Annotated in this window: 19 protein-coding genes; all 19 read left to right on the top strand. The window is 42.4% G+C overall.

The window, feature by feature from the left end:
• Positions 1-45: 45 nt before the first annotated feature.
• The 19 genes from H8S51_RS13870 (at position 46) to H8S51_RS13780 (ending at position 26,964) form a co-directional block, all read left to right on the top strand.
• Positions 46-1,086, top strand: a complete 1,041-nt coding sequence (locus H8S51_RS13870) for a LacI family DNA-binding transcriptional regulator (RefSeq protein ID WP_241070727.1) — start codon at positions 46-48, stop codon at positions 1,084-1,086.
• Positions 1,087-1,307: 221 nt separating this feature from the next.
• Complete coding sequence (locus H8S51_RS13865) at positions 1,308-3,731, top strand: glycoside hydrolase family 31 protein (RefSeq protein ID WP_118412372.1); 2,424 nt, start codon at positions 1,308-1,310, stop codon at positions 3,729-3,731.
• Positions 3,732-3,742: 11 nt separating this feature from the next.
• On the top strand, positions 3,743-5,416 hold the full coding sequence (locus tag H8S51_RS13860; protein ID WP_006855576.1) for a glycoside hydrolase family 13 protein: 1,674 nt from the start codon (positions 3,743-3,745) through the stop codon (positions 5,414-5,416).
• A 119-nt stretch (positions 5,417-5,535) separates the two neighbouring features.
• Positions 5,536-7,527 (top strand): type I pullulanase, encoded by a 1,992-nt coding sequence (gene pulA, locus H8S51_RS13855; protein ID WP_241070726.1) that lies wholly within the window; start codon positions 5,536-5,538, stop codon positions 7,525-7,527.
• A gap of 276 nt (positions 7,528-7,803) precedes the next feature.
• Entirely contained in the window at positions 7,804-11,274 is a 3,471-nt protein-coding gene (locus H8S51_RS13850) for a DNA polymerase III subunit alpha (protein ID WP_186899429.1), read from the top strand.
• Positions 11,275-11,336: 62 nt separating this feature from the next.
• Positions 11,337-12,311, top strand: coding sequence for a 6-phosphofructokinase (pfkA, locus tag H8S51_RS13845; RefSeq protein WP_117921978.1), 975 nt, complete (start codon positions 11,337-11,339; stop codon positions 12,309-12,311).
• 156 nt (positions 12,312-12,467) lie between these two features.
• Positions 12,468-13,337, top strand: coding sequence for a TrmH family RNA methyltransferase (locus H8S51_RS13840; protein ID WP_186899428.1), 870 nt, complete (start codon positions 12,468-12,470; stop codon positions 13,335-13,337).
• A gap of 6 nt (positions 13,338-13,343) precedes the next feature.
• On the top strand, positions 13,344-13,607 hold the full coding sequence (locus H8S51_RS13835) for a hypothetical protein (protein WP_006855571.1): 264 nt from the start codon (positions 13,344-13,346) through the stop codon (positions 13,605-13,607).
• Between the two features lie 33 nt (positions 13,608-13,640).
• Positions 13,641-14,246, top strand: a complete 606-nt coding sequence (gene fic / locus H8S51_RS13830) for a protein adenylyltransferase Fic (protein WP_186899427.1) — start codon at positions 13,641-13,643, stop codon at positions 14,244-14,246.
• Between the two features lie 119 nt (positions 14,247-14,365).
• Positions 14,366-15,427 (top strand): PTS transporter subunit IIC, encoded by a 1,062-nt coding sequence (locus H8S51_RS13825; protein WP_186899426.1) that lies wholly within the window; start codon positions 14,366-14,368, stop codon positions 15,425-15,427.
• Positions 15,428-15,540: 113 nt separating this feature from the next.
• The gene (locus H8S51_RS13820; RefSeq protein ID WP_117921982.1) at positions 15,541-16,200 is read left to right on the top strand and encodes a GTP pyrophosphokinase; all 660 of its coding nucleotides are present in this window, start codon (positions 15,541-15,543) and stop codon (positions 16,198-16,200) included.
• Positions 16,190-18,130, top strand: coding sequence for an EAL domain-containing protein (locus tag H8S51_RS13815; protein ID WP_241070725.1), 1,941 nt, complete (start codon positions 16,190-16,192; stop codon positions 18,128-18,130). Before H8S51_RS13820 ends, H8S51_RS13815 begins: the two co-directional genes overlap by 11 nt.
• A 10-nt stretch (positions 18,131-18,140) precedes the next feature.
• The gene (locus H8S51_RS13810; RefSeq protein WP_055195497.1) at positions 18,141-18,878 is read left to right on the top strand and encodes a LytR/AlgR family response regulator transcription factor; all 738 of its coding nucleotides are present in this window, start codon (positions 18,141-18,143) and stop codon (positions 18,876-18,878) included.
• Positions 18,875-20,134 (top strand): sensor histidine kinase, encoded by a 1,260-nt coding sequence (locus H8S51_RS13805; RefSeq protein WP_117921983.1) that lies wholly within the window; start codon positions 18,875-18,877, stop codon positions 20,132-20,134. Before H8S51_RS13810 ends, H8S51_RS13805 begins: the two co-directional genes overlap by 4 nt.
• 179 nt (positions 20,135-20,313) lie before the next feature.
• A complete protein-coding gene (locus H8S51_RS13800) occupies positions 20,314-20,925 on the top strand; it encodes an isomerase (RefSeq protein ID WP_241070724.1) in 612 nt (203 codons plus the stop codon).
• 12 nt (positions 20,926-20,937) lie between these two features.
• Entirely contained in the window at positions 20,938-21,459 is a 522-nt protein-coding gene (locus H8S51_RS13795; protein ID WP_015521477.1) for a LemA family protein, read from the top strand.
• Between the two features lie 20 nt (positions 21,460-21,479).
• The gene (locus tag H8S51_RS13790; protein ID WP_241070723.1) at positions 21,480-23,309 is read left to right on the top strand and encodes an InlB B-repeat-containing protein; all 1,830 of its coding nucleotides are present in this window, start codon (positions 21,480-21,482) and stop codon (positions 23,307-23,309) included.
• A 222-nt stretch (positions 23,310-23,531) separates the two neighbouring features.
• A complete protein-coding gene (locus H8S51_RS13785; protein ID WP_117921985.1) occupies positions 23,532-25,010 on the top strand; it encodes a DUF1846 domain-containing protein in 1,479 nt (492 codons plus the stop codon).
• Positions 25,011-25,059: 49 nt separating this feature from the next.
• Complete coding sequence (locus H8S51_RS13780; RefSeq protein WP_186899424.1) at positions 25,060-26,964, top strand: ABC-F family ATP-binding cassette domain-containing protein; 1,905 nt, start codon at positions 25,060-25,062, stop codon at positions 26,962-26,964.
• The last annotated feature ends 28 nt before the right edge of the window (positions 26,965-26,992 follow it).

Here is a 26,992-nt window from a genome sequence, read left to right as displayed (position 1 = left end):
AGATGGTTACAAACCACTGAAAAATGTAATGCAATGGGGGATCATATGGCGAAAGACAGAAAGTTATATCTGAATGAAAGAACGACGATACGTGATGTCGCACAGGAGGCAGGAGTATCACTGACTACGGTATCCCATGCACTGAACGGCTATAAAGATGTGAGTGAAAAGACCAGACAGAAAGTCATGGAGGTGGCAAGACGACTGGATTATATGCCGGATGAGGCTGGCCGTTCACTAAGAGGCATACAGAAGAAGACAATTGCACTGCTGCTTGCCGGAGAATTGCCGGAAGAAGATCCGAGCGGTATTATGTTTGGACTTACGAGTGGGATTTATAAGATTGCCCAGAAAATGGAGTATGAATTTACGATTCTTACAATGCCGACAAACAAGCAGATAAAAATCAGTTTTGGGCAGATCTGCAAGAAAAAGAAACTGACTGGAATCATAGTTGACGGGCTCGCTATGGATATGCCGTACTATGAGCAGATTAAAAACAGTGAGATTCCCTGCGTCCTTGTGGATGTTGCGCTGGAAAGCGATCATGTATGTGAGGTTTCCGTTGATAATGAGAAAGCATCTTTTGAAGAAGTAGAGCATCTTATTGAGAATGGATGCCGTAATATTGCAATGCTTTCCGGTAAGAAGATGGCGCAGGTGTCAGAACGCAGAGAGTGTGGATACAGGCGTGCATTAGAGAAACACGGACTCCATATCCGGGAAGAATGGATCGAGGACTGTCTGTTTGAGCAGAAAATAGCTGTTCAAAAGTCAATAGAATTAAAAAAAAGTTATCCGGAGATTGATGCTTTTTTTTGTGTGAGTGACGGCATTGCGATTGGAGCAATTGAAGGCATGGGACAGCTTGGAGTACGGGTGCCGGATGATGTAGCAATAGCAGGGTTTGATGATTATACGGTTTCACAGTATATTCACGGAGGGATTACATCGATTAAGCAGTATCCTTACAAAATGGGCGTAGCGTGTGCGAATACGGTCATCAGCATGATTGAAGGAAACCGTGTACCAGACTGGATACCAATGGAATACAAACTTATGAAACGCGCATCAACAAAGAAATGAGCTTGTGAAAATTATATAAAAGTAAACAATAAAATTCGTGAAACATGATGAAAAAACAAAAAAATGCACAAAAGACTTGAAAACCAAAACGTTTTGGGATATGATTCATTTATCAGTTGCCAAAACGTTTTAGTTTTTTACTTTATACTAATATTTCAAACAGTTTTTTCTTAAAGAAGATTTTTCAAAATGTAAAAATACGAAAGGATGTGTAATAGACGATGAAACAGCAGTTCATATGTGAAAGAAGACCAAAAGCAGATCCGCGGAATATTGTTCTTGGAAAAAATTACCGTATTACATTTCTGACGGACAGGCTGGTCAGATTTGAATATAATGAATCCGGTGCATTTGTGGATGAGGCTTCGCAGGTAATATGGTACAGGGATTTAGAAGAGGTTCCTTTTGAGATAAAGCAGAAAAATAACTTTCTGGAGATCCAGACAAAAAGCATACGGATACGCTATGATGAGAGAGCATTTGATGAGGGCATCCTGAGTGTGAAGCTGAAAAAACCGGACAATGGATGTGATCTGGAATGGTATTATGGCAGAAAAGAGGATCGTAATCTTTTCGGAACTGCCCGTACGCTCGATGAAGCAGACGGCAGGATCAGACTGGAAAAAGGAATTCTTTCCAGGGATGGATTTGCAGTATTAGATGATTCAAAAACGATTTTACTTACCGAGGATGGCTGGATCAAAGAGAGAAAACAGGGAGGAGAGGATTTCTATCTGTTTGCCTATGGTCATGATTACCGGGGCGCGGTAAAAGATTTTTTTAGGGTTACCGGCCGTGTCCCAATGCTTCCAAAATATGCACTTGGAAACTGGTGGAGCAGATATTACGAGTATTCACAGGATGAGTATCAGAGACTGATGGATCGTTTCTTAGCGGAAAAAATCCCGTTTTCGGTGGCAGTCATTGACATGGACTGGCATATCACAGATATTGACAAGAAGTATGGTTCCGGCTGGACCGGTTATACATGGAACAGGGATCTGTTTCCAGATCCGGGGAGTTTTATGGATAATCTGCATGACAGGGGAATGAAAGTGACTTTAAATGTGCATCCGGCACTCGGTATCCGGGAATGCGAAAGTATGTATAAAGAAATGGCAGAGGCAATGGGAATGGATCCGGCAGCCGGAGAACCGGTTGAATTCGATATTACAGATCCGGAGTTTCTGGAAAATTATTTTGAGATCGTACATCATCCGCTTGAGGAAGAGGGGGTTGATTTCTGGTGGCTGGACTGGCAGCAGGGTGGACATACGGCAGTGAAAGAGTTAGATCCGCTTTGGATGCTGAATCATTACCATTATCTTGACAGTGGACGGGATGGAAAAAGAAAAATGACATTTTCACGTTATGCAGGTCCTGGTTCTCACAGATATCCGGTAGGTTTTTCCGGGGATACAGTTGTAACGTGGGAGTCTCTTGATTTCCAGCCTTATTTTACAGCAACGGCATCAAATATTGGATATGGATGGTGGAGTCATGATATAGGCGGACATATGCTTGGAATCCGGTCAGATGTTATGGAGGCACGCTGGTATGAGTTAGGGACATTTTCCCCGATCAACAGGCTGCACAGTACAAAAATGTCGTTCAGTGGAAAAGAACCATGGAATTTCAGACCGGAAGTAGAACATGCGATGGGAGAAGCCCTGCGCTTAAGGCACCAGTTACTGCCTTATCTTTACACTATGAACTATCTGGCATACAAAGAATACCGCCCGGTCATTGCACCAATGTATTACGATTATCCGGAAAAGGAACAGGCATATCCGGTTCAGGATCATTCTTTTGTTGAGGGAGTAAGCAACAACCAGTATCTTTTTGGAACAGATATGATTGTTGCACCGATTACAAGTGACCAGATAGCGAGTTTAAATCAGGGAAAAGTAAAAGCGTGGATACCGGAAGGCTGTTACCACGATTTCTTTACCGGATTGATCTATAAAGGTGAGAAAGTAATGTGGATGTTCCGCGGCATTAACAGTATTCCGGTGCTTGTAAAAGCAGGAGGCATCATTCCGATGCAGAAAGAACTGTTCGGAAAAGATTTTCTGAAAAATCCGGAAGAACTTATCATAAGAGTCTATGGCGGAGCGGATGGCAATTATACACATTATGAGGATGACGGTGAAACCGAGGATTATAAAGATGGCAGGAGCTGTTGCTTTACATCCATGCATTTTGACTGGGAAAGAGGGGCGTTCACAATCGAAGGGGCGGCCGGACAGACAGATCTGATCCCGGAATTCCGGGATTATACAGTGGAACTGTGCGGAGTGAAAGAGGCAGTGCCTAAAGTATACATAAGTGGAAAAGAAATCAAAATAACGTATGAATATCAGTGGAAGAAGGGATGTATCAGAATCCACATTCCGAAAGTGTCAGTGGATGAAAAAGTGGAAATTGTTTTTGAACAGAAACTGACATTAAATGACAACCATACACTGGAGCGTGTGTATGATCTGCTGAATCAGGCACAGGACAGTAATCTTGCAAAAGAGTCTGCATACCGGCTTTTAAGTAGTGGAAAAAATCTGGCAGATATCTTAGGCGAGCTTGAGACGACGAATTTAAAAAAAGAGATCAGACTGGCAGTCATTGAGATCATGACCGCTGATTTATAAGGAGAAAAAAGATGCAGAAAGCATGGTGGAAAGAAGCAGTTGTTTATCAGATTTATCCAAGGAGTTTTATGGATAGTAACGGAGATGGAATCGGAGACCTTCAGGGGATCATAAAAAAATTAGACTATATAAAGAATCTCGGTATCACAGTTATCTGGGTATCCCCGATCTATAAATCTCCAAATAAAGATAACGGATATGATATCAGCGATTATCAGGATATAATGGATGAGTTCGGGACAATGGAAGATTTTGATGAATTATTAAAAGAAATTCATCAAAGAGGAATGAAACTGGTAATGGATCTGGTTGTTAACCATACATCTGACCAGCATAAATGGTTTCTGGAAAGCAGAAAATCAAAAGATAATAAATACCGCGATTATTATATCTGGAAAGATCCGGTAGATGGTCATGAACCGACAAACTGGGGATCATATTTCAGTGGATCTGCATGGCAGTTTGATGAGACAACCGGACAGTATTATCTGCATCAGTTTGTGCCGGAACAGCCTGATCTTAACTGGGATAATCCTGTGGTAAGAAAAGAAGTTTTTGATATGATGACATGGTGGTGTGAAAAAGGCATTGACGGATTCCGGATGGATGTGATCAGTCTGATCAGCAAGCCGGAAGAATACAAAGATGGTCCGGTAAAAGAAGGGGAAAAATATTCTTTTTGTGGTGCAGTCACAGCCAATGGACCTCATGAACATGAATATCTTCAGGAGATGAACCAAAAAGTATTAAGCAGGTATAACCTTCTGACAGTGGGTGAAACATCATGCGTTACGCTCGAAGAGGCAAAAAAATATGCGCGAAGCGATGGAAAAGAGTTAAGCATGGTATTCCAGTTTGAGCATATGGATGTGGATTCGGATGAACATGGAAAGTGGACAGATAAGAAACTTTATCTTCCGGATCTCAAAGAAGTTTTAAACCGCTGGCAGAAAGGGTTAGAGGAAGTAGCATGGAACAGTCTGTACTGGAACAATCATGACCAGCCAAGGGTTGTTTCGAGATGGGGAAATGATTCCGGGGAATACAGGGAACTTTCAGCAAAGATGCTTGCAACCTGTCTTCACATGATGCAGGGAACACCGTATGTATATCAGGGGGAAGAACTTGGAATGACCAATATGCATTTTTCGGATGTGTCTGAATGTGACGATATAGAAGAAAAAAATATTTATATAGATCTTGTTACCGATACAAAAGTATATACGCATGATCAGATGATGGACATTATCAGTAAGAAAGGACGGGATAATGCAAGGACACCTATGCAGTGGGATGATTCAGAAAATGCAGGATTTACCACGGGAACGCCATGGTTTGCCGTGAATCCGAATTATAAAACGATCAATGCGGCTGCTCAGGTGGAAGATCCGGATTCCATATACAATTACTACAGGAAACTCATAGAACTGCGCAAAGAGGAAGAAGTGATCGTTTATGGAACGTTCGACGGACTTGAAGATGCAGATGAAAATCTTTACATTTATACAAGATCATCCGAGAATAAAAAAATACTGGTAATCTGCAATTTCACGGAAAAAGAACTGGATGTTCCGGCTTCTATTGCGGATATGGTAAAAGAAAACCGGGGAATTCTGATAGGAAACTATAAAGATATTTCAGAAAAAATCCGTCCGTATGAAGCGGTAGTATACCTGACAAAATAGGATAATTTACAAAAAAAAACGAAAAAATTAACTGGACGAACTGAAAAGGGAGCGGTATACTAGGCGGGTAACAGGATGATTCTTTGAACAGACAAGGCTATGAAGGATGTATGGTATCGATGAAAAGAAAGATTGGTGCTACTTATTTTAATGATGAATTGGTATATGACGGTAACGATCTGGGGGCTGTATATACAAAAGAAAAGACAACATTTCGTATATGGACACCTGCTGCCAGGAAAGTATCGCTTAACTTATATGAGCAGGGCGATGGTGACAATTTGATAGAAACAATTCCAATGACAGCAGATGTCAAAGGAACCTGGGTATGTGAAAAGACAGGAGACCTGAATGGCGTATATTATACTTATTCAGTACAGATTGGTAATAAAGTAAATGAAGTTGTTGATTTATATGCAAGAAGTGCAGGAGTAAATGGCAACAGAGGTGAGATCCTTGATCTGCAAGCTGCCGATCCGGATGGATTTGATTCAGATGTCAGACCGGCATTTAATAATGCAACAGATGCAGTGATTTATGAAGTACATATTCGTGATCTGTCTTCCGATGCTTCTTCCGGGATTCGGAATGCAGGTAAGTTTCTTGGACTGACAGAGCGCGGAACAAAGAACAGGGAAGGGCTGGCTACAGGACTTGATCATATTCTGGATCTTGGAGTGACTCACGTACAGATTCTGCCGAGCTGTGATTATGCTACTGTAGATGAAACAAAGCCAGATACAGCGCAGTTCAACTGGGGCTATGATCCTAAGAATTATAATGTGCCGGAAGGTTCTTACAGTACAGATCCATATCATGGGGAAGTACGCGTCAATGAAATGAAGCAGATGATTAAGACACTTCATGAAAATGGAATCCGCGTGAATATGGATGTTGTATATAATCATACTTATCATCTGGCAGATTCATGGTTTCAGAAGACAGTGCCTGATTATTACTACAGAAAGAATGGCAATCATTATTCAGATGGCTCAGGCTGTGGGAATGAAACAGCCTCAGAGCGTGCCATGATGCGCAAGTATATCGTAGATTCTGTTGTATACTGGGCAACGGAATATCATATAGATGGTTTCCGGTTTGACTTGATGGGCGTACATGATCTGGATACCATGAAGGCTGTCAGAAAAGCACTGGATCAGGTGAGTCCTGACATTATGGTATATGGTGAAGGATGGACTGGAGGAGAATCTGCATTGCCGGCAGCACAGCTGGCAACGAAGAACAATATTTACCGGCTGGATCGTGTGGGTGCTTTCAGTGATGATATCCGTGATGGGATCAAAGGCAGTGTATTTGATTTTCTGGACAAAGGTTTTGTAAGCGGCAAAGATGATATGGAAGAAAACATTAAATTCAGTGTTGTAGCAGCAACCCCGCATTCGCAGGTTACGCTCACAAAGGCTGGTGATAAGTGTACGAACTGGTCGGGACAGCCGGGACAGAGTATTAATTATATATCCTGTCATGATAATCTGACATTCTGGGATAAGCTTGCCATTTCCAATGCAGATGACAGTGAGGCTGACAGAGTGAAGATGAATAAGCTGGGAAGCGCGGTTCTTTTTACTTCGCAGGGTGTACCATTTATGCAGGCTGGTGAAGAGATGCTTCGCTCTAAGCCAAATGAGAAGTCTGAGACTGGATTTGATGAGAACAGCTATTCTTCCCCTGATGCAACGAACAGCATTAAGTGGGATAATAAAGGTAACGTAATGGATGTTTATGAATATTATAAAGGTCTGATCGCATTCCGTAAGGCACACAGTGCACTGCGCATGACAACAGCCGCTGCAATTCAGAATAATCTTACCTTTATGACTGGACTTGATGCAAATGTCGTAGCCTATACCATTCAGGGTGAGGTACAGGGAGAAACGGCACAGAATATTGCAGTCATCTATAATGGAAATCCAGATGCAGTCACAGTAAACTTACCTGCCGGGACGTGGGATATCTGTGTCAATGGTAAAAAGGCAGGATGCAGCTCTCTTGGAACGGCGGAAGGTTCTGTTACTGTCGAAGGTATCTCTGCGCTGGTTCTGGTACAGGGAGATGATACCGTAAGCAAAGTGCCGGCAGAGGATGCATAAGCAAAGTGCCGGCAGAGGATGCATAGGCAGACACGGCAGTCAGATAGACAAAGAGAGAAAATTGTTACTGTTCACAGGCAGGCATTTTCTGAACTGAAAATGCCGTATGATACAGTGGTGGCAGCAGATTTTGCCGATTTGGAATGCGAAGCATCGGCAAAATCCGTTACTGGAACGAGGTACGAGTGAACAGTAACAGAAAATTGTATGAGATGTGCGAAAAAAATTGAATATTTATCAGGGAGACGATATAATAGAATGCGGAGGAAACAAAGCATGTCATTTACACATCTGCACGTCCATACAGAGTACAGTCTGTTAGACGGTTCAAATAAGATAAAAGAATATGTTTCAAGAGTCAAAGAACTCGGGATGAACAGCGCCGCCATCACAGATCATGGTGTGATGTACGGCGTGATTGATTTTTATAAGGCAGCAAGGGCAGCCGGAATCAAGCCGATCTTAGGCTGTGAGGTATATGTAGCGCCTGGATCGAGATTTGACAGGGAGCTTTCCCATGGAGATGACCGTTATTATCATCTGGTACTTTTAGCAGAGAATAACAAAGGTTACCAGAACCTGATGAAGATCGTTTCCAAAGGATTTGTGGAAGGATATTACTACAAACCACGTGTGGATATGGAAGTTTTAGAAACTTATCATGAGGGAATCATTGCATTAAGTGCCTGTCTTGCCGGTGAGGTGCAGCGCTATCTGGTACGTGGGCTTTATGAGGAAGCAAAAGAGACTGCATACAAATATGAAAAATGTTTTGGAAAAGGCAACTTCTTTTTAGAACTGCAGGATCATGGAATACCGGAACAAAAGACGGTCAATGCAGGACTGATGCGGATGAGCCAGGAGACAGGTATTGAACTGGTGGCGACGAACGACGTGCATTATACTTATGCCGAGGATGCCGAGCCGCATGATATTTTACTCTGTCTGCAGACCGGAAAAAAACTGTCCGATGAAAACCGTATGCGTTATGAGGGCGGGCAGTATTTTGTAAAATCAGAAGAAGAAATGCGGGAACTGTTTCCGTATGCAGCACAGGCGATCGACAATACACAGAAAATCGCTGACAGATGTCAGGTGGAGATTGAATTTGGCGTGACAAAGCTGCCGCATTTTGATGTGCCGGAAGGTTATGATTCATGGACTTATCTGAACAAACTCTGCCATGAGGGACTGGTAAGACGTTATCCGGATAAACATGAGGAACTTTTACCAAAACTTGACTATGAACTTTCCGTCATCCAGAAAATGGGATATGTCGATTACTTCCTTATTGTATGGGATTTTATTAACTATGCGAGAACGCACGGTATTCCGGTTGGCCCGGGAAGGGGAAGTGCTGCGGGAAGTCTTGTTTCCTATACAACAGGAATCACCAATATTGATCCGATCCGTTATAATCTGCTGTTTGAGCGTTTCTTAAATCCGGAACGCGTGACCATGCCGGATATCGATATTGATTTCTGTTACGAGAGACGAAGTGAAGTTATTGATTACGTTATCGAGAAATACGGAAAAGATTGTGTGACGCAGATCGTGACCTTCGGTACATTAGCGGCACGTGGTGTTATCCGCGATGTCGGGCGTGTTATGGATCTGCCCTATAATTTCTGTGATACGATCGCAAAAAACATCCCAAATGAGCTAAACATCACGATCGACAAAGCACTCATAATGAACCCGGAACTGCGTTCCATGTATGAGTCGGATGAGACGGTAAAAAGACTGATCGACATGGCGAAAAGACTAGAAGGTCTGCCGCGCCATACCTCCATGCATGCAGCCGGAGTCGTAATCTCCCAGAAGGCGATGGACGAATATGTGCCGTTGTCGCGAAGCTCTGACGGTACGATCACAACACAGTTTGTCATGACCACGATCGAGGAACTCGGACTTTTAAAAATGGATTTCCTTGGACTTCGTACCTTAACTGTCATCAGTGATGCAGTCAAACTTGTGGAAAAAAATCATGGAATAAAAATTGATGTGGATAACATTGATTATAACGATAAAAAAGTATTAGATTCGATCGGAACCGGAAGATGCGACGGTGTATTCCAGTTAGAAAGTGCGGGCATGAAAAATTTCATGAAAGAGTTAAAACCGCAGAGCTTAGAGGATGTCATCGCCGGCATTTCCCTTTACCGTCCGGGACCGATGGATTTTATACCCAAATATATCAAAGGAAAAAATGAACCGGAGAGCGTGACCTATGTCTGCAAGGAATTAGAGCCGATCTTAGAGCCGACGTATGGCTGCATTGTCTATCAGGAGCAGGTTATGCAGATCGTGCAGAACCTTGCCGGTTATACAATGGGACAGGCTGATAACATCCGCCGTGCCATGAGTAAAAAGAAGCAGTATGTCATCGACGCGGAGCGTCAGAACTTTGTCTATGGCAATGAAGAGCAGGGCATCAAAGGCTGTATCACAAACGGAATCAGCGAGCAGGCAGCAAACCAGATCTACGATTCCATGGTTGATTTTGCAAAATATGCGTTCAATAAATCACATGCAGCCGCTTATGCAGTGGTTGCCTATCAGACGGCATATTTAAAATACTATTATCCGGTTGAGTTTATGGCAGCACTCATGACGTCAGTGATCGACAATACAAGAAAAGTCGCCGAGTACATTTATTCCTGCCGTCAGATGGGGATCAAAGTGCTTTCCCCGGATATCAATGAGGGAGAAGGACGCTTTTTGGCAACGAAAGATGGAATACGCTATGGCATGTATGCGATCAAGAGTATCGGCAGACAGGTCATTGATATCATTTTAGCAGAAAGAGAGGCAAACGGTAAATATATCACACTTTCTGATTTTTTAAGCCGTGTTGCCGGGCGGGAGGTCAATAAGCGTGCGGTCGAAAACCTGATCAAAGCCGGAGCCTGCGATGGATTAGACGGCAACAGACAGCAGATGCTCTTAGTATATAATACGCTGATCGACAACCTGAACCAGGAAAAGAAAAATTCACTTGCAGGGCAGATGTCTTTATTTGACCTTGTATCCGAAGAGGAAAAAAAAGCGTATGAAGTCCGTTTCCCGAATGTGGAGGAATACAGCAAAGAGATCAAACTTGGTTTTGAGAAAGAAGTCCTTGGAATTTACCTAAGCGGTCATCCTTTGGAGGAATATGAGGAAAAATGGCGCAAAAATATCAGTGCAGTGACGGCAGATTTTATGCTGGATGAAGAAACAAATGCCGTAAAGATCAAAGATAACCAGAGTGTTGTCATCGGCGGCATCATCACCGAAAAGACGATCAAATACACAAAGCAGAATAAAGCGATGGCATTTATCACGATCGAGGATCTGTTTGGAACTGTGGAAGTTATCATTTTCCCGCGTGATTATGAAAAATACAGCCGTTATTTAAATGAGGATGAAAAAGTCTTTATTGCCGGACATGCTAACGTGGAGGAAGATAAAAACGGAAAACTGATCTGTGAAAAAATCTATTCCTTTGATGATACAAAACGCGAACTATGGCTTCAGTTTGCGACAAAAGAAGCGTTTGAGGAAAAAGAAAAAGAATTGTATTCCCTGCTTTATGGTTCAGATGGAAATGATGAGATCGTGATCTATATTGCGTCGCCGCGAGCCATGAAAAGACTTGGACAAAACCACAATGTTCATATCAATCCGGAGCTTGTCGGTAACTTGACGGAATTTTTGGGCGAAAAAAATGTAAAAATTGTTGAAAAGAGCATTGAAAAGAAATAACAAAGAGATTAAAATAGTAAAGATTAGAAAAATGGGTATATTATTTTAGGAGGGAACGATAAATGGCAAAAGAGATTAATACAATCGGTGTGCTGACAAGTGGTGGCGATGCGCCGGGAATGAACGCAGCCATTCGTGCAGTTGTAAGGGAAGCAATTGCAAAGGGAAAGAAAGTAAAAGGAATCAAGAGAGGTTATGCAGGACTTCTTCAGGAAGAGATCATTGATATGGAAGCAAAAGATGTTTCCGATATCATCCAGCGTGGTGGTACGATTTTACAGACAGCCCGCTGTATGGAGTTTACAACAGCAGAAGGACAGAAACGCGGTGCAGAGATCTGTAAGAAACACGGCATTGACGGAATCATCGTTATCGGTGGTGACGGTTCTTTTAAAGGTGCCCAGAAGCTGGCAGGACTTGGAATCAATACGATTGGTCTTCCGGGAACGATCGATCTTGATATCGCATGTACTGAGTACACGATTGGTTTTGATACAGCAGTAAATACAGCAATGGAAGCAATTGACAAAGTCCGTGATACATCAACATCCCATGAGCGTTGCAGTATCATTGAGGTTATGGGACGTGGTGCAGGTTATATCGCATTATGGTGTGGTATTGCAAACGGTGCCGAGGATATCCTGCTTCCGGAAAAATATGACTATGACGAGCAGAAATTAGTCAACCACATCATTGAGAACCGTAAACGTGGTAAACAGCATCATATCATTGTAAATGCTGAGGGAATCGGACATTCTTCCAGTATGGCAAAGAGAATCGAAGCTGCAACCGGTATCGAGACACGTGCAACTATCTTAGGTCACATGCAGCGTGGTGGAAGCCCGACATGTAAAGACCGTGTATATGCATCAACCATGGGTGCTTTAGCAGTAGATTTACTTTGCGAAGGCAAGACAAACCGTGTTGTTGGATACCGTCATGGTGATTTCGTTGATTATGATATCGACGAGGCACTTGCAATGACAAAGGAGATTCCGGAATATCAGTACGAGATCAGCAGAAACCTTTCTCTGTAATACAAGACAATAGATCGTTGATCTATTGTACATGACAGTAGATGATGAACTATACAATCTGATGTTATATTACATAAATTTGATAGTTTTTGCATTTTAGAGAGAAATCCGTTATACTTAGCGACAGGTATAACGGATTTTTTAGTGAGGAAAAATATGATAACAAGTACATCAAACCAGCAGATGAAAAATCTGACACTTCTTATGAAAAAAGCAAAAGCCAGAAATGAGCAGGGTGTTTTCGTGGCAGAAGGAAGAAAAATGTTTTTAGAAGCCCCGGCGGATTGGGTGAAACAGGTATATGTTTCGGAAAGTTTTTATGAGGCATGTACGCAGGGCAATATGCAGGATGGCATGAAATCCTGTACACAAAAACATGGTGAGGAAAACTTGAACCGAAAAGTTCTGGAACGTCTGGATAAAACCGGATATGAGGTTGTCGCCGACAATGTGTTTAAGAGTGTTTCCGACACACAGACCCCACAGGGAATCCTCTGTGTGATCAAAAAACCGGAGTATGAATTAGAGGAATTATTAAAAGGGGAACAGACACATCTTCTGATCTTAGAGAGCATCCAGGATCCGGGAAATCTTGGCACGATGGTAAGAACCGGTGAGGGCGCAGGTATCACAGGTGTGATCATGAACCAGACAACAGTGGATCTGTTTAATCCGAAAACGATCCGTTCCACGATGGGAAGTATTTATCGTGTTCCTTTTTTTATCACAAAAGATCTGCCGGGAACGGTATTATCGTTAAAGGAGCAGCAGGTCAATGTCTATGCGGCACACCTTAAGGGAACATTTTCCTATGATGAGCCGGACTACAAGAAAAAGACGTCATTTCTGATCGGAAATGAGGGAAATGGATTGTCGGATGAGATCGCAGATTTAGCAGATACTTATATTAAGATTCCAATGCAGGGACAGGTGGAGTCGTTGAATGCGGCGATTTCTGCATCTCTTCTGATGTATGAGACGGGACGGCAGAGAAGACACGGATCAACAATAAAAATGGAGAGATAACAATTCATGAGAATCTGGTTTAAAATGATGAAGGGTACGCACCTGATCAAAGACATGACAGTGACAGATGAGTCAGATGATACGAGAACGCACAAAATTTTCAAGGCGTTAGATGAGGTATGTTATGCATTTGACCTTGGAAAACCGATCTGGTTAGATGCGAATGTGGAAGAGTTTAAGAGGCATGCAAAGACACGTTTTACGCAGGATTGTTTTATTGAGCATGTGGATTTTGATTTTCTGGAGATGCATGTGATCGAGGAGGATTAAAGGGAGAACATCCCAATATGGAGGACATGTTGTATGGCACTGGAAAATAAGCTTGGAATTAAAAGTTCCGCGGAACTCGCGCGTGAAGAGGAACGTATCAGTAAAAAGAAGGCAGTAGAACTGTTTGAAAATGGTATGCTCGAGAACCTTGAGGCGGGAAAGTTTCAAACGTTATGTGAGATTCATAAATATTTATTTGATGATATCTATGACTTTGCAGGAAAAATCCGAACCGTAAATATATCAAAAGGCAATTTCAGATTTGCACCGCTTATGTATCTTGAAACAGCAATTAAAAATGTAGACAAAATGCCACAGAACACATTTGATGAGATTGTTGAAAAATATGTGGAAATGAACATTGTGCATCCGTTCCGTGAAGGAAATGGAAGAAGCATGCGCATCTGGCTGGATATGATGTTAAAAAAACAGATCGGACAGGTAGTAGACTGGAGTAAGATAGAAAAAGAAGACTATCTGATGGCGATGGAACGCAGTCCGATCAAAGATATTGAAATTAAATATATTTTAAAGGCAGCACTTACCGATCAGATTAATGACCGGGAAGTTTATATGAAAGGCATTGACCATAGTTATTATTATGAGGGATATGTCACGTATAAGACGGAAGAATTGTAGGGACAACATCCCTTGCTTTTTTCTCCCCTCTGTGCTACACTGTCACAAGCTGACAAGACACATGTTAACCACATGGAAAACAGCACAAGAGGAGTAAAAAACTCCGGATTGGAGAGATTATGGAAAAAGTAAAAGCATTTTGTAAGCGTAAAAACATTGAGATATCTGTGAAAAGATATCTGATCGATGCTCTTGGCGCGATGGCACAGGGATTATTTGCATCCCTTTTGATCGGAACAATCATAAGCACACTTGGAACGCAGCTTCATATTCCGATTCTTGAGACAGTCGGAACTTACGCAAAAGCAGCAGTCGGACCAGCGATGGCGATCGCGATCGGATATGCCCTGCAGGCAGCTCCATTGGTATTATTTTCATTAGCGGCAGTCGGTGCGGCTGCAAATGAACTTGGTGGTGCGGGCGGACCACTTGCAGTACTTGTGGTTGCGATATTTGCAGCCGAATTTGGAAAAGCCGTTTCAAAAGAAACAAAAATAGATATTATCGTGACACCGTTTGTGACGATTTTTGTTGGCGTAGTACTTTCCATCTGGTGGGCACCGGCGATCGGTGCGGCAGCGAGTGCAGTTGGCAATGCGATCATGTGGGCAACGGAACTGCAGCCGTTTTTCATGGGAATCATTGTATCAGTGATCGTAGGAATCGCACTGACACTGCCGATCAGCAGTGCTGCGATCTGTGCCGCACTTGGACTTACCGGTCTTGCAGGAGGGGCAGCACTTGCAGGATGCTGTGCACAGATGGTTGGATTTGCAGTGGCAAGTTTCCGCGAAAATAAATGGGGCGGACTGTTTGCGCAGGGAATCGGTACATCAATGCTTCAGATGGGAAATATCGTAAAAAATCCACGTATCTGGCTGCCGGCAACTTTAGCATCCGCGATCACCGGACCAATTGCAACATGCCTGTTTCACTTACAGATGAACGGTGCAGCAGTTTCATCCGGCATGGGAACCTGTGGATTAGTCGGACAGATCGGTGTTTATACCGGATGGATCGCAGATATTGAGGCGGGAAGCAAGGCTGCCGTAACACCGATGGACTGGATCGGACTTGTTTTGATCAGTTTTATTCTGCCGGGAGTTTTATCGTGGCTCTTTAGCGTATTGTTCCGTAAGATTGGATGGATCAAAGACGGTGATATGAAGCTGGACTTATAAATCAATAAAAGTTTAGAAATAAATCCCACATAATGAGAAAAATGTGTTATACTAAAAATGGCAGTCATTACAAAATGATATGTATAAAAAAGGCTCAGGAATGGAGGATTTTTATGGATAAGCCATTCACCTTAAGTGAGGGCGTTGACAGTTGGAACACGATTATTTTTTTATACAATTCCGCATTGAAGGAGGTACGTACCAAAGTTGAAATCTTAAACGATGAGTTTCAGCAGGTACATCAGTACAACCCAATAGAATATATTAAGTCAAGGATCAAGACGCCTGAGAGTATTGTGAAAAAGTTAAAGCGTTACGGATATGAGTCGTCGATCGACAATATGGTTAATTATGTCAATGACATTGCAGGTATCCGTATTGTCTGCTCTTTTACTTCTGATATTTATAAGCTTGCAGAGATGATTGGAAAACAGAACGATCTGACCGTTATTTCCATCAAGGATTATATTAAAAATCCAAAGGAGAGCGGTTATAAAAGTTATCATATGCTTGTGACTGTTCCGATATTTTTATCGGACTGCGTGATCGATACCAAGGTGGAGATACAGATCCGGACGATGGCGATGGATTTCTGGGCAAGCTTAGAGCATAAGATCTATTACAAATTTGAGGGAAATGCGCCCGGCTATATCAGCAGGGATCTAAGAGAATGTTCCGATATTGTTTCTATGCTGGATGCAAAGATGCTCCAGCTAAATGAAGCAATCATACAGGCGAAAGAAGCACAGGAGGAGCAGACGGGTGCAGTATAATTACGACTTCGAGATTATGTCACTCGTCATTTTTGTGGTTATCAGCGGCCATTTCCTGTTGATCAGACAGTTCCCAACGGTTAAGTCGAAAGTATTTGGCAGACTGCTTTGGGTGTGTCTTGGCGAGTGTATCGCAAATATTTTATCATGTATTGGACTGGCAAATGCAGCAATCGTTCCGCTAATCTGGAACGAATTGTTTGCGTTTGCTTTTTTTGCGTTGGAAGGAGCGGCTTCTTATCTGATGTTCCGCTATATGGAAGAGGTATGCAGCTTTTCCGGAGTAGCAGGTCGAATGATAAAATACATGGGAAAAGTCCCGTTTTTCTTTTTCGAGATCATGCTTTTAGCGACACCGTGGATGGGCTTTTTCTTTTATTTTAAAGATGGCAGCTATTATCAGGGAAATTTTGCATGGTTTGGCTATGTGTATATTGGATACTATTTTTTTATGAACCTGCTTCTTATATTTTTGGGGAGAGCGCGTATTGAGACGCGGATTAAGGTAATCGTTATCTTATACAGTATTGTGGCAGTTCTTATGGTGGTGCTTCAGTATGAGAGAAAAGAAATGCTGCTTACCAGTGCGGCAAATATGCTGTTTATTCTGATGATCTATATGGCAATGCAGAATCCGTCTGCTTATATTGACAGTGAAACCGGAACCAGTGATGAGCAGGCATTTCTGATCCAGATGAAAAATGTAACGGAGCAATCCGGGAAAAAAGTATTTCTTGTGGTACATATCAGACAGATGCATCATATCGAAATGCTTTTAGGATATGAAAACAGCAGGCGGCTGCTTGCCGAAGTGGGACATTATCTTACCGCACTGTGTGGAAAGTTCTGTGTGTCTCGCAATGCGGAGGATACATTTACCATCCTGCTGGATGAGGGAAAAGAAGAACACATAAAGGGGCAGATCAAAAAAAGATTTGAACAGGATTTTCATGTGTCTGGCAATTCGATTTCTTTAAACGAGGTCATGATCACCCTGCATTATCCGAGAGATTTTTGTTCTCTGGCAGAGTACAGGGCACTGTATGGATATTTGCTGGAAGCGGCACAAAATTCAGGGAAACAGGTCTTTTTTGAGGTGGATGAAGCCGTAAAAAAAGACTATTACCGCAGAAATAAGGTAGAGCAGGCGGTGGATCGTGCAATTACGGAAAACAGATTTGAAGTATATTATCAGCCGATCTATTCCCTAAAAGAAAAATGTGTTGTATCATTAGAGGCGCTGGTGCGTCTGAAGGATGAAAAACTTGGAGCCATTCCACCGGATGAGTTTATTCCGTTGGCGGAGCAAAACGGAACGATCACACAGATCAGTGAGATCGTACTTGAAGAGTGCTGCCGTTTTCTGGCAAAACATGTACTTCCAAATCCATCGCTTGGGATACGGACGATTCATGTAAATATTGCTGCAGCGCAGTGCCTGAACCGGAATCTGAAAGAAAGCATACTGCCAGTGTTAGAGCGTTATCATGTGCCGACACATATGATCACACTGGAGCTGACAGAGCGGACAGCGATTGAAGCGCCAAAGCTGATGTTATGGCACATGCAGGAGTTTGGCAAAATCGGCATGGGGTTTGCAATGGACGACTATGGAAACGGCAATTCAAACTGTTCTTATCTGATCCGTTTTCCATTTCGGGAAATCAAGATTGATAAAGACATGACCTGGTCCTATTTTGAAAATCCAACCGCAAAAATCGTGATTGAAAATGAGATAAAGACGATACAAAAACTCGGTCTCCCGCTGATCATGGAGGGCGTGGAAAAGAAAGAACAGAGTGATGCCTTAGAGGCACTTGGTGTGGATATGATCCAGGGATATTATTACGGGAAACCGATGCCGGAGACGGAGTGTCTGCGCTATATCAGAAGAATGCATTCTGCCAAAGAGGATTACGGAAAGAGTTGATGGAAAGTTTATGCTGAAAATAGCATTTTGTGATGATGATTTAGAGATATTAAAAGAACTTGGTATCTTATTGGACAAATATAAAAAAGAAAGAGACGAAGACCTTACCTATACGGTATTTCAGAGTCCCTTAGAGTTACTGGCCGCGATTGAGAAAGGGTTTTCCTTCGATATTTTATTTTTGGACATTTTAATGCCGGGGGAAAACGGAATTGAGACTGCAAAAGAAATCAGACAGTATGATAATAATATGAAAATTATTTTTCTTACCTCATCTCCGGAGTTTGCAGTACAGTCTTATACGGTCGGGGCATATTTTTATCAGTTAAAGCCAGTCTGGGAGGAAAGCTTTTTCCGGCTGATGGATTCCGTGCTTGCAGAGTGCACAAAGACACAGGAAAACAGTCTGATTCTGCGGAGCAAAGAAGGAATTACAAGAATTGACCTTGAAAAGTTAGAATATTGTGAAGTGATAGGACGGACGCTCTTTTTTCATCTCGGAAATGGAAAAGTATTTGAGAGTGTCGGCAGTTTAGACGATTTATTTTTGCAGTTAAAGCCTTATGGCAATTTTTTACGGCCACATCGGTCATTTCTGGTAAATATGGATTATATACAGAATATTTCTTACCGTGCAATTAAACTGATAAGTCTTGCAGAAATACCAATCCCGCATGGGAAATGCTCGGAGATAAAGAATAAATATCTCGAGTATGCGTTTAACAGAAAGCAGGTATTTTTATCATGAATCTTCTTTATGTAACAAATGGTGCAGCAGTCGGGATATTCGGCATGGTTTTGTCCGGGGCTTTTTGTGATATTCACTGGACGAAAGAAAAACGGGAATTTCTTGTTGGAAGTATTTTTGTGCTGCTTGCCATACAGGGCGTGATGTATCTGTTGGCAGGGGCAGCGACGATCCGTTATCTTTATCCTGTGATCACACATGTCCCGATGTGTATTGCCCTTTACATTTTAACGAAAAAACGTCTGTGGACAGTGATTTCCGTGCTGACTGCTTATCTCTGCTGTCAGCTTCGCAGGTGGGTGGCACTTTTTATAATGGCTGTGTTTGTGAACAGTGAAACGGTGCAAAATGTGACGGAACTGATTGTTACACTGCCGTTATTATTTCTTTTACTGCGCTTTGTGGCACCCTCGGTGCGGGCAATATCAAATTATCCCGTGTCAATACAGCTTCAGTTCGGGTTGATTCCGGCATTGGGCTACGGCTTTGATTACCTGACGAGAGTTTATACGGATTTACTTTCAGAAGGTATACCGGCGGCAGTGGAATTTATGCCGTTCGTCTGCTGTATTGCTTATCTGGTGTTTGTGCTTCGTACTTCAGAGGAGGAGCGGAAGAAAAATGAACTTGAGCAGATGCAGAGCTGTCTGAATCTCCAGATTTCCCAGGCGGTCCGCGAGATTGAGGCTTTGAGGGAGTCGCAGAAAGATGCCAGTACCTACCGGCATGATTTAAGACATCATATGCAGCATCTGTTATCATGTATCGAGAATGGAAAAATTGAACAGGCAGAAGGCTACATTCATGAAGTATGTGCGCAGATTGAGGCAGGCAGGGTAAAAAATTACTGTGAGAATGAGACGGTCAATCTTATTTTTTCCTCTTTTGCAGGAAGGGCGGAAAGTGCTGGTGCCACAATGAACATAAAAGCGGTGGTACCATATATTCTTCCGGTTTCGGAGACAGATTTGTGTGTGCTTTTATCAAATGCGTTAGAAAATGCACTCCATGCGTGTACAGCACAGGAGCAGAAGGGAACGATAGATATTTTAGCGTATGAGAAGAACGGGAGGTTCTTTTTTCAGGTCACGAATCCATGCAGAAAAGAAGTAGCATTTGAAAACGGTGTTCCGGTTACCGACCGGCCGGGGCATGGAATCGGCGTACGCAGTATTTGTGCAATTGTTGACCGGTATGGTGGTATGTACAGCTTTCTGGTAGAAGATAATAAATTTATTTTACGCGTTTCTTTATAAGGTGCAGCTTTATGCTGCACTTTAAAAGAGACAACAAAACTACATATGAAAAATAAAAAATGTCGATTGAGTGCACATTATAGTTGATTCAGAACAAGTTAATCCACTGCAGCACAAAATACGGTACATTAATGTCAACAGAGAGAAATGAAAAACAAATGACAAAGGAGAGAAAAATTATGAAAAGAAAAATTTTGGCAATTATGTTGAGTTCAATGCTGGCATTCTCTTTTACCGCCTGCGGGAATACCGAGGAGACTGCTGATGGCACAGTGACAAACGCAGAGGCAGATGTAGATGTGGCAGATACTGGCACTGATGCGGAGACCGATGTGGCAGAGAACGATGCAGCAGATATTGTTGTGGACACAGAGGCAGCAGATGCACAAAGCGAAGATGTGGAAACAGATTCTACCGAAGACTTATTCTGCCTGCTTGATGTGCCGATTTTAGAGATGCCGGACTTAGCAGGAACAACCTGGAGTTTCTGTGGGGGTAACCTTGGTGGTGTGCAAATGACACAGGACGATTATGATGCTGCATTAGAGCAGTATGGCGGAAAATTGGAGATCGTGTTTAGCGATGATGGTTCCACTGTACAGATGGTACAGGGAGGTGGAACGTTAGACGGTGTCTGTGAATATCATTATGAGGATGAAGGTGTGCGTTTAACATTTGACAATAACGGCACAGATCTGGTATACGCCTGCGTGTTTGCAGATTTTGACGGACTGACAATGGTAGCATTGTCCGATACTTCCGGATACAATGCAGTATATTTTGTACAGTAAAGGAGTATTTGAATGGAAATCTCTGTAATTGTTTGTTTGCTTGTGATTTTGCTTGCCATATGGATTGTTTCTGTACGGAAAAAATTAGCGATCATGGATGAAAATATCAATCATTCCATGAATCAGATCGGAGTGCAGCTTTCGTCACGGTTTGATGCGTTACTTTCCCTGCTTGATTTTACAAAAAAATATGCAGGATACGAGGCACAGACACTTACAGATGAAGTAAATGAAAAACGGTGTATCATTATGGAAACTTCCACACCGGAGGAGGTTTTGCGACAGGAAGGTGTGATAAACGAGGTGCTTTTCCGGACACAGACGGTTTTAGAAGAATATCCGGGTTCGACTGATGAAAATGAATACATCAAATGTATGGACGCGGTAGAGTGTTATGAAAAAATGGTGCAGACCAGCCGGCTGATTTATAATGATTCGGTGACAAAATTAAACAGAGAGCTTCACATTTTCCCAACCAGTGTACTTGCACATATGCTCGGATTTGAAAAACGGGATTATCTGGTAGAAAATTAGCAGAAAAGGAGATGCAAAGGATGAATAAGTTACACAGAAGCAGGTACATAAATGTAGTTGTATCAATGATGATGGCATTTTTGATGCTTGCTGCAATGGGAACGACACAGGTACATGCAGCACAATATACAACGGGAACGATTGATCCTGCCGAATTGAAAGCTGGAGATGTGGTTTACAGGGGGGTTCAGTTAACGGTAGACAGACAGATTGTGGTTTGTAAAAAGTGCAATATGATATGGATTACGACGGGCACGGATTACGGTACTGGAGACATGAAACGCTCTGAGGTGGTGGCTACGGAAGCCCATAAGGATCATCCGGATAAGGTGGGGTATAGCGAGTTTAACTGGTATTTTAATCTTGACAGCTCCGGCCCATTGTTAAAAAATACGCCATATACGATCGTAGAAAATGCTAACATTAAATACAAGATTACCTATAATACAAACGGTGGCAGTCAGATAGCAGAGGGAAATCAGACGAACCTGCCAGATCCGCTGCCAGCTGCGACGAAAGATGGATATGATTTTGTCGGCTGGTATACAGATGCAGATTTTACGACGATTGCGCGGCCGGGACAGGCACTTACTGCCGACACGACTCTTTATGCAAAATGGGTAGAACACAGGCACACATTTAGGGATGAGTGGAGCAGCAATGATACGTCCCATTGGCATGCTGCCACGTGTGAACACACCACAGAAAAAAAGGATGAAGCAGCTCATGTTTATGGAACAGCAGGTGTGGAAAGATATACCTGTAGTGTCTGCAAATATGTAAGTGAAACAAGAAAAAAAGAAGCTGAGGCTGCAGATAAAAGCATTAAATACACGATTACCTATAATACAAACGGTGGCAGTCAGATAGCAGAGGAAAAGCAGACGAGCCTGCCTGATCCGCTGCCGGCTGCGACGAAGGATGGATATGATTTTGCTGGCTGGTATACAGATGCAGATTTTACGACAATCGCGCAGCCGGGACAGGCACTTACTGCCGACACGACTCTTTATGCAAAATGGGTAGAACACAGGCACACATTCAAGAATGAGTGGAGCAGCAATGATACGTCCCATTGGCATGCTGCCACGTGTGAACACACCACAGAAAAAAAGGATGAAGCAGCTCATGTTTATGGAACAGCAGGTGCGGAAAGATATACCTGTAGTGTCTGCAAATATGTAAGTGAAACAAGAAAAAGAGAAGCTGAGGCAGCAGATAAAAAGAATACGGAAAGTAAACCGGTAAAAGTAAAAAGGACAGAGGCAAAAGACGCAGCATTAAATTCGAAATTTAATGTGAAAGCAGGAAAGACGGTCAAGGTAACTTGGGGAAAAGTTAAAGATGCAGATGGTTATGATGTTTATATGGCATACTGCGGAAAAGATAAGGAAAAGGTTGTAAAGTCCGTAAAGGCAGCGGATAGTTTATCTGTTGAGATCAGCAAATTGAAAAAGAAAGGAATCAATCAGAAAAAAAATATAAAATGTCATGTTCTTGCATATAAGATGGTTGATGGCAAAAAAGTAACAGTTGCGAAATCGATCACGATACATGCAGCAGGAAAGAAGAATAAATCAGTAACAGATGCAAAAAGCATTAAACTGAAAAAGACTTCTTATGTATTGGCAAAAGGGAAAAAAGCTGTCGTAAAAGCTTCGATTGTCAAGAAGGATAAGAAACGTCCGATCATTAATCATATATCGGAATTCCGATATGCTACATCAGACAGTAAAGTGGCAGTGGTATCTAAAAATGGTAAGATCACCGCGAAAGGAAAAGGATCCTGTTCTATATATGTATATGCAACAAACGGATGTGCACAAAAAATAAAAGTTGTGGTCAAATAAGAGAGACAGGTATAAAGTGAAAATGAATGTGTAGGAGAAAAGCTGCCAATGATAGTGATAATATCATTAGGCAGCTTTTTATAATGAACAAAGGAAAAAGAAAACGTGTATTTTGACTGGATTATATAGTATAATATATTCCGTGTCTGAGAGAGAAATAAAACATAAGAGGATAGTGCGTGTGAAAAATAAGATTTTTCACACGCAAGAATGGGGATTAAGATGAGAATAGGATTTGATAATGACAAATATTTAAAAATTCAGTCGGAGCATATCAAAGAACGCATCAGCCAGTTCGGTGATAAGCTGTATCTGGAATTTGGTGGAAAATTATTTGATGATTACCATGCGTCGAGAGTACTGCCGGGATTTGCACCGGACAGTAAACTTCAGATGCTGATGCAGCTTTCGGATGTTGCAGAAATCGTAATTGTAATCAGTGCGGCGGATATTGAGAAAAACAAGGTGCGTGGAGACCTTGGCATTACTTATGATGTGGACGTTGTCCGTCTGATTGGAGAGTTTGAGAAAAAAGGACTCTATGTTGGAAGCGTGGTCATCACACAGTTTGCCGGACAAAATGGTGCAGTGCAGTTTCGGGAAAAACTCGAAAAACGTGGAATCAAAGTATATCAGCATTATAAGATCGAGGGGTATCCGTCGAATATTCCACTGATCGTCAGCGAGAATGGCTTTGGAAAAAATGATTATATTGAGACGACAAGACCGCTTGTGGTTATTACTGCGCCGGGGCCTGGAAGCGGAAAAATGGCAACCTGTCTTTCACAGCTTTATCATGAAAATATCCGCGGAACAAAGGCGGGCTATGCGAAGTTCGAGACATTTCCAATCTGGAACCTTCCGTTAAAACACCCGGTCAATCTTGCATATGAGGCTGCAACAGCGGATTTAAATGATGTGAATATGATTGATCCGTTCCATCTTGAGGCATATGGAAAGACAACGGTAAATTATAATCGTGATATAGAAATATTCCCTGTTTTAAATGCCATTTTTGAGGGAATTTACGGTGAAAATACCTATTACAAATCGCCGACTGATATGGGAGTAAATATGGCAGGAAACTGCATCATCGATGATGAAGCCTGCTGCGTGGCATCTAAAATGGAAATTATCAGACGTTATTACACCGCAGTGAATAAGCTGGTAAGAGAAGAAGCGACCGAAAATGAAGTTTACAAGATCGAGCTTCTAATGAAACAGGCGAAGATTACAACAGACGACAGAAAAGTTACCGTTGCCGCAAAGAAGCGTGCGGAGGAATCAGGTGTTCCGACCGCAGCAATCGAACTTTCTGATGGAACAATTATTACATCAAAAACGTCTGATTTCCTTGGAGCATCAGCGGCATTGCTTTTAAATGCTTTAAAATATTTAGCTGGAATTGAACATGACGAGAAGCTGATCCGCCCGGAGGCAATTGAGCCAATCCAGGATTTAAAAGTACGTTTCTTAGGAGGAAAGAATCCAAGACTTCATACGGACGAGGTTCTGATTGCGTTATCTCTTGCAGCAGTGTCCAATGAAAATGCGAAATGCGCCATTGAGCAGATCCCTGCACTCCGTGGCTGTCAGGTGCATACGTCGGTCATGCTTTCCGAGGTGGATATTAAGATTTTCAAAAAACTGGGGGTGGATCTGACGAGTGAACCGGTACGCAGTGGATTGAAGTTATATTAAATTTATATGGTGTATCATGAGCTATAAAATAAAGTGAAAGAGGAAATACATGAATCTGATTAATATAGAGAATCTGACAAAGGTCTATACCGAAAGAAAGTTATTTGATGGCGCGTCATTTTCGCTGCAGGATGGGGAGAAAGTCGGTATCATTGGCGTTAATGGAACCGGAAAGACAACACTTCTGCGGATGATCATGGGGGAAGAGGAGACAGACGAAGGAACCGTCACGACGGCTAACCATGTGGTAATGCGTTATCTGCCGCAGCATCCGGAATTTGATCCGGAAAAAAGCAGTCTGGAATGTGTACTGGAAGGAAATGTGACAGATGAAAACCGCTGGTCTGTTGAAAGTGATGCCAAGGCAATGATGACCCGGCTTGGAATTAAAGATTTCATGCAGCCTGCGGGACAATTATCCGGTGGACAAAGAAAGCGTCTGGCATTGATATCGGTACTTCTTTCCCCGGCAGATATTCTTTTGTTAGATGAGCCTACGAACCATTTAGATAATGATATGGCAGACTGGCTGGAGGATTATCTGAAAAAATGGAGAGGTGCGCTTATCATGGTAACACATGACAGGTATTTCTTAGACAGTGTGTGTAACCGGATCGTGGAGATTGATAAAGGAAAAATTTACAGTTATCAGGCGAATTACTCCGGGTATCTGGAACTAAAAACCCAGCGTCAGGAAATGGAAACAGCCAGTGAACGAAAACGTCAGTCGATCCTGCGTGTGGAACTGGAATGGATACAAAGGGGAGCAAGGGCACGTTCTACGAAACAGAAAGCACGCATCCAGCGTTATGAAGAGCTGAGAGATCGTGAAAATCCGGCGCAGGATTCACAGATGGAATTAAGTTCTATTTCTACAAGAATGGGAAAAACGACCGTGGAGCTGGAAAATATCTGTAAGGCTTATGGAGACAGAAAACTGATCGAGGATTTTTCTTATATCTTTTTGAAGGGAGACAGAGTTGGATTTATCGGACCAAACGGTTGTGGCAAGTCTACTCTGATGAAAATTATTGCAGGTATTATTCCGCAGGACTCCGGACAGGTCATTATCGGACAGACTGTGAAAATGGGATATTATGCGCAGGAAATAGCCTCAGAAAAAAATGAGGATGAAAATGAAATTGATCTGTCATATATGAACCCGGATCAGAGAGTGATCGATTATGTAAAAGATACGGCAGAATATATCCAGACTGTGGACGGAGTGATATCCGCAACCGTTTTATTGGAGCGTTTCCTATTTCCACCGGAAAAACAGTACAGTCCGATTGGAAAACTGTCAGGCGGGGAAAAGAAAAGATTAAATCTGCTCCGGGTATTGGCAACATCCCCGAACTTTATATTGCTGGATGAGCCTACAAACAACCTTGATATAGCTACGCTGACGATTTTAGAGGACTATCTGGACCGTTATGAAGGCATCGTTGTTACGGTATCGCATGACCGTTATTTCCTCGACCGGACAATGAAACGTATCTTTGCCTTTGAGGGAGACGGAAAACTGAAACAATATGAAGGCGGCTATACAGATTATGTAAACCGTCTTGCAGAAGAGGGCAGGACACCGGGAGAAACCGGACTGAATCAGTCTGCAGGTGCAGCAGGTAGTACACCGGGAAATTCAAAAAATCAGGAATCGGGAGAAAATGGAACCGTGAAAGCCGATTCGACTGCAACCTGGAAGCACGAAAAGAAACTGAAATTCAGCTATAAAGAGCAGAAAGAATACGAGACGATCGAGGATGATATTGCAGCACTCGAACAAAAGTTAGAAGATTTAGATAACGAGATGGCAGCGAATGCCACCAATGCAGCAAAGCTGCGGGAGCTGGTTGAGGAGAAAGAAAACGCAGAGAAAATGTTAGAAGAAAAGATGGACAGGTGGGAGTATTTAGAAGAGCTGGCGGCAAAGATCGCAGGGCAGCAGAGCTAGTGTACTGAATCATTGATAAGTACACTGG

Origin of the sequence: Roseburia rectibacter (assembly GCF_014287515.2) — a bacterium.
In the GTDB taxonomy this organism is placed as follows: Bacteria; Bacillota; Clostridia; order Lachnospirales; family Lachnospiraceae; genus Roseburia; species Roseburia rectibacter.
The sequence above is the reverse complement of the archived record's forward strand: the minus strand, read 5'-3'. Positions and strand labels throughout refer to the sequence as shown.

Coding starts and splice junctions, on each gene's coding strand:
- H8S51_RS13870 (WP_241070727.1), top strand. CDS start 46: ATGGCGAAAGACAGAAAGTTATATCTGAATGAAAGAACGACGATACGT.
- H8S51_RS13865 (WP_118412372.1), top strand. CDS start 1,308: ATGAAACAGCAGTTCATATGTGAAAGAAGACCAAAAGCAGATCCGCGG.
- H8S51_RS13860 (WP_006855576.1), top strand. CDS start 3,743: ATGCAGAAAGCATGGTGGAAAGAAGCAGTTGTTTATCAGATTTATCCA.
- pulA (WP_241070726.1), top strand. CDS start 5,536: ATGAAAAGAAAGATTGGTGCTACTTATTTTAATGATGAATTGGTATAT.
- H8S51_RS13850 (WP_186899429.1), top strand. CDS start 7,804: ATGTCATTTACACATCTGCACGTCCATACAGAGTACAGTCTGTTAGAC.
- pfkA (WP_117921978.1), top strand. CDS start 11,337: ATGGCAAAAGAGATTAATACAATCGGTGTGCTGACAAGTGGTGGCGAT.
- H8S51_RS13840 (WP_186899428.1), top strand. CDS start 12,468: ATGATAACAAGTACATCAAACCAGCAGATGAAAAATCTGACACTTCTT.
- H8S51_RS13835 (WP_006855571.1), top strand. CDS start 13,344: ATGAGAATCTGGTTTAAAATGATGAAGGGTACGCACCTGATCAAAGAC.
- fic (WP_186899427.1), top strand. CDS start 13,641: ATGGCACTGGAAAATAAGCTTGGAATTAAAAGTTCCGCGGAACTCGCG.
- H8S51_RS13825 (WP_186899426.1), top strand. CDS start 14,366: ATGGAAAAAGTAAAAGCATTTTGTAAGCGTAAAAACATTGAGATATCT.
- H8S51_RS13820 (WP_117921982.1), top strand. CDS start 15,541: ATGGATAAGCCATTCACCTTAAGTGAGGGCGTTGACAGTTGGAACACG.
- H8S51_RS13810 (WP_055195497.1), top strand. CDS start 18,141: ATGCTGAAAATAGCATTTTGTGATGATGATTTAGAGATATTAAAAGAA.
- H8S51_RS13805 (WP_117921983.1), top strand. CDS start 18,875: ATGAATCTTCTTTATGTAACAAATGGTGCAGCAGTCGGGATATTCGGC.
- H8S51_RS13800 (WP_241070724.1), top strand. CDS start 20,314: ATGAAAAGAAAAATTTTGGCAATTATGTTGAGTTCAATGCTGGCATTC.
- H8S51_RS13795 (WP_015521477.1), top strand. CDS start 20,938: ATGGAAATCTCTGTAATTGTTTGTTTGCTTGTGATTTTGCTTGCCATA.
- H8S51_RS13790 (WP_241070723.1), top strand. CDS start 21,480: ATGAATAAGTTACACAGAAGCAGGTACATAAATGTAGTTGTATCAATG.
- H8S51_RS13785 (WP_117921985.1), top strand. CDS start 23,532: ATGAGAATAGGATTTGATAATGACAAATATTTAAAAATTCAGTCGGAG.
- H8S51_RS13780 (WP_186899424.1), top strand. CDS start 25,060: ATGAATCTGATTAATATAGAGAATCTGACAAAGGTCTATACCGAAAGA.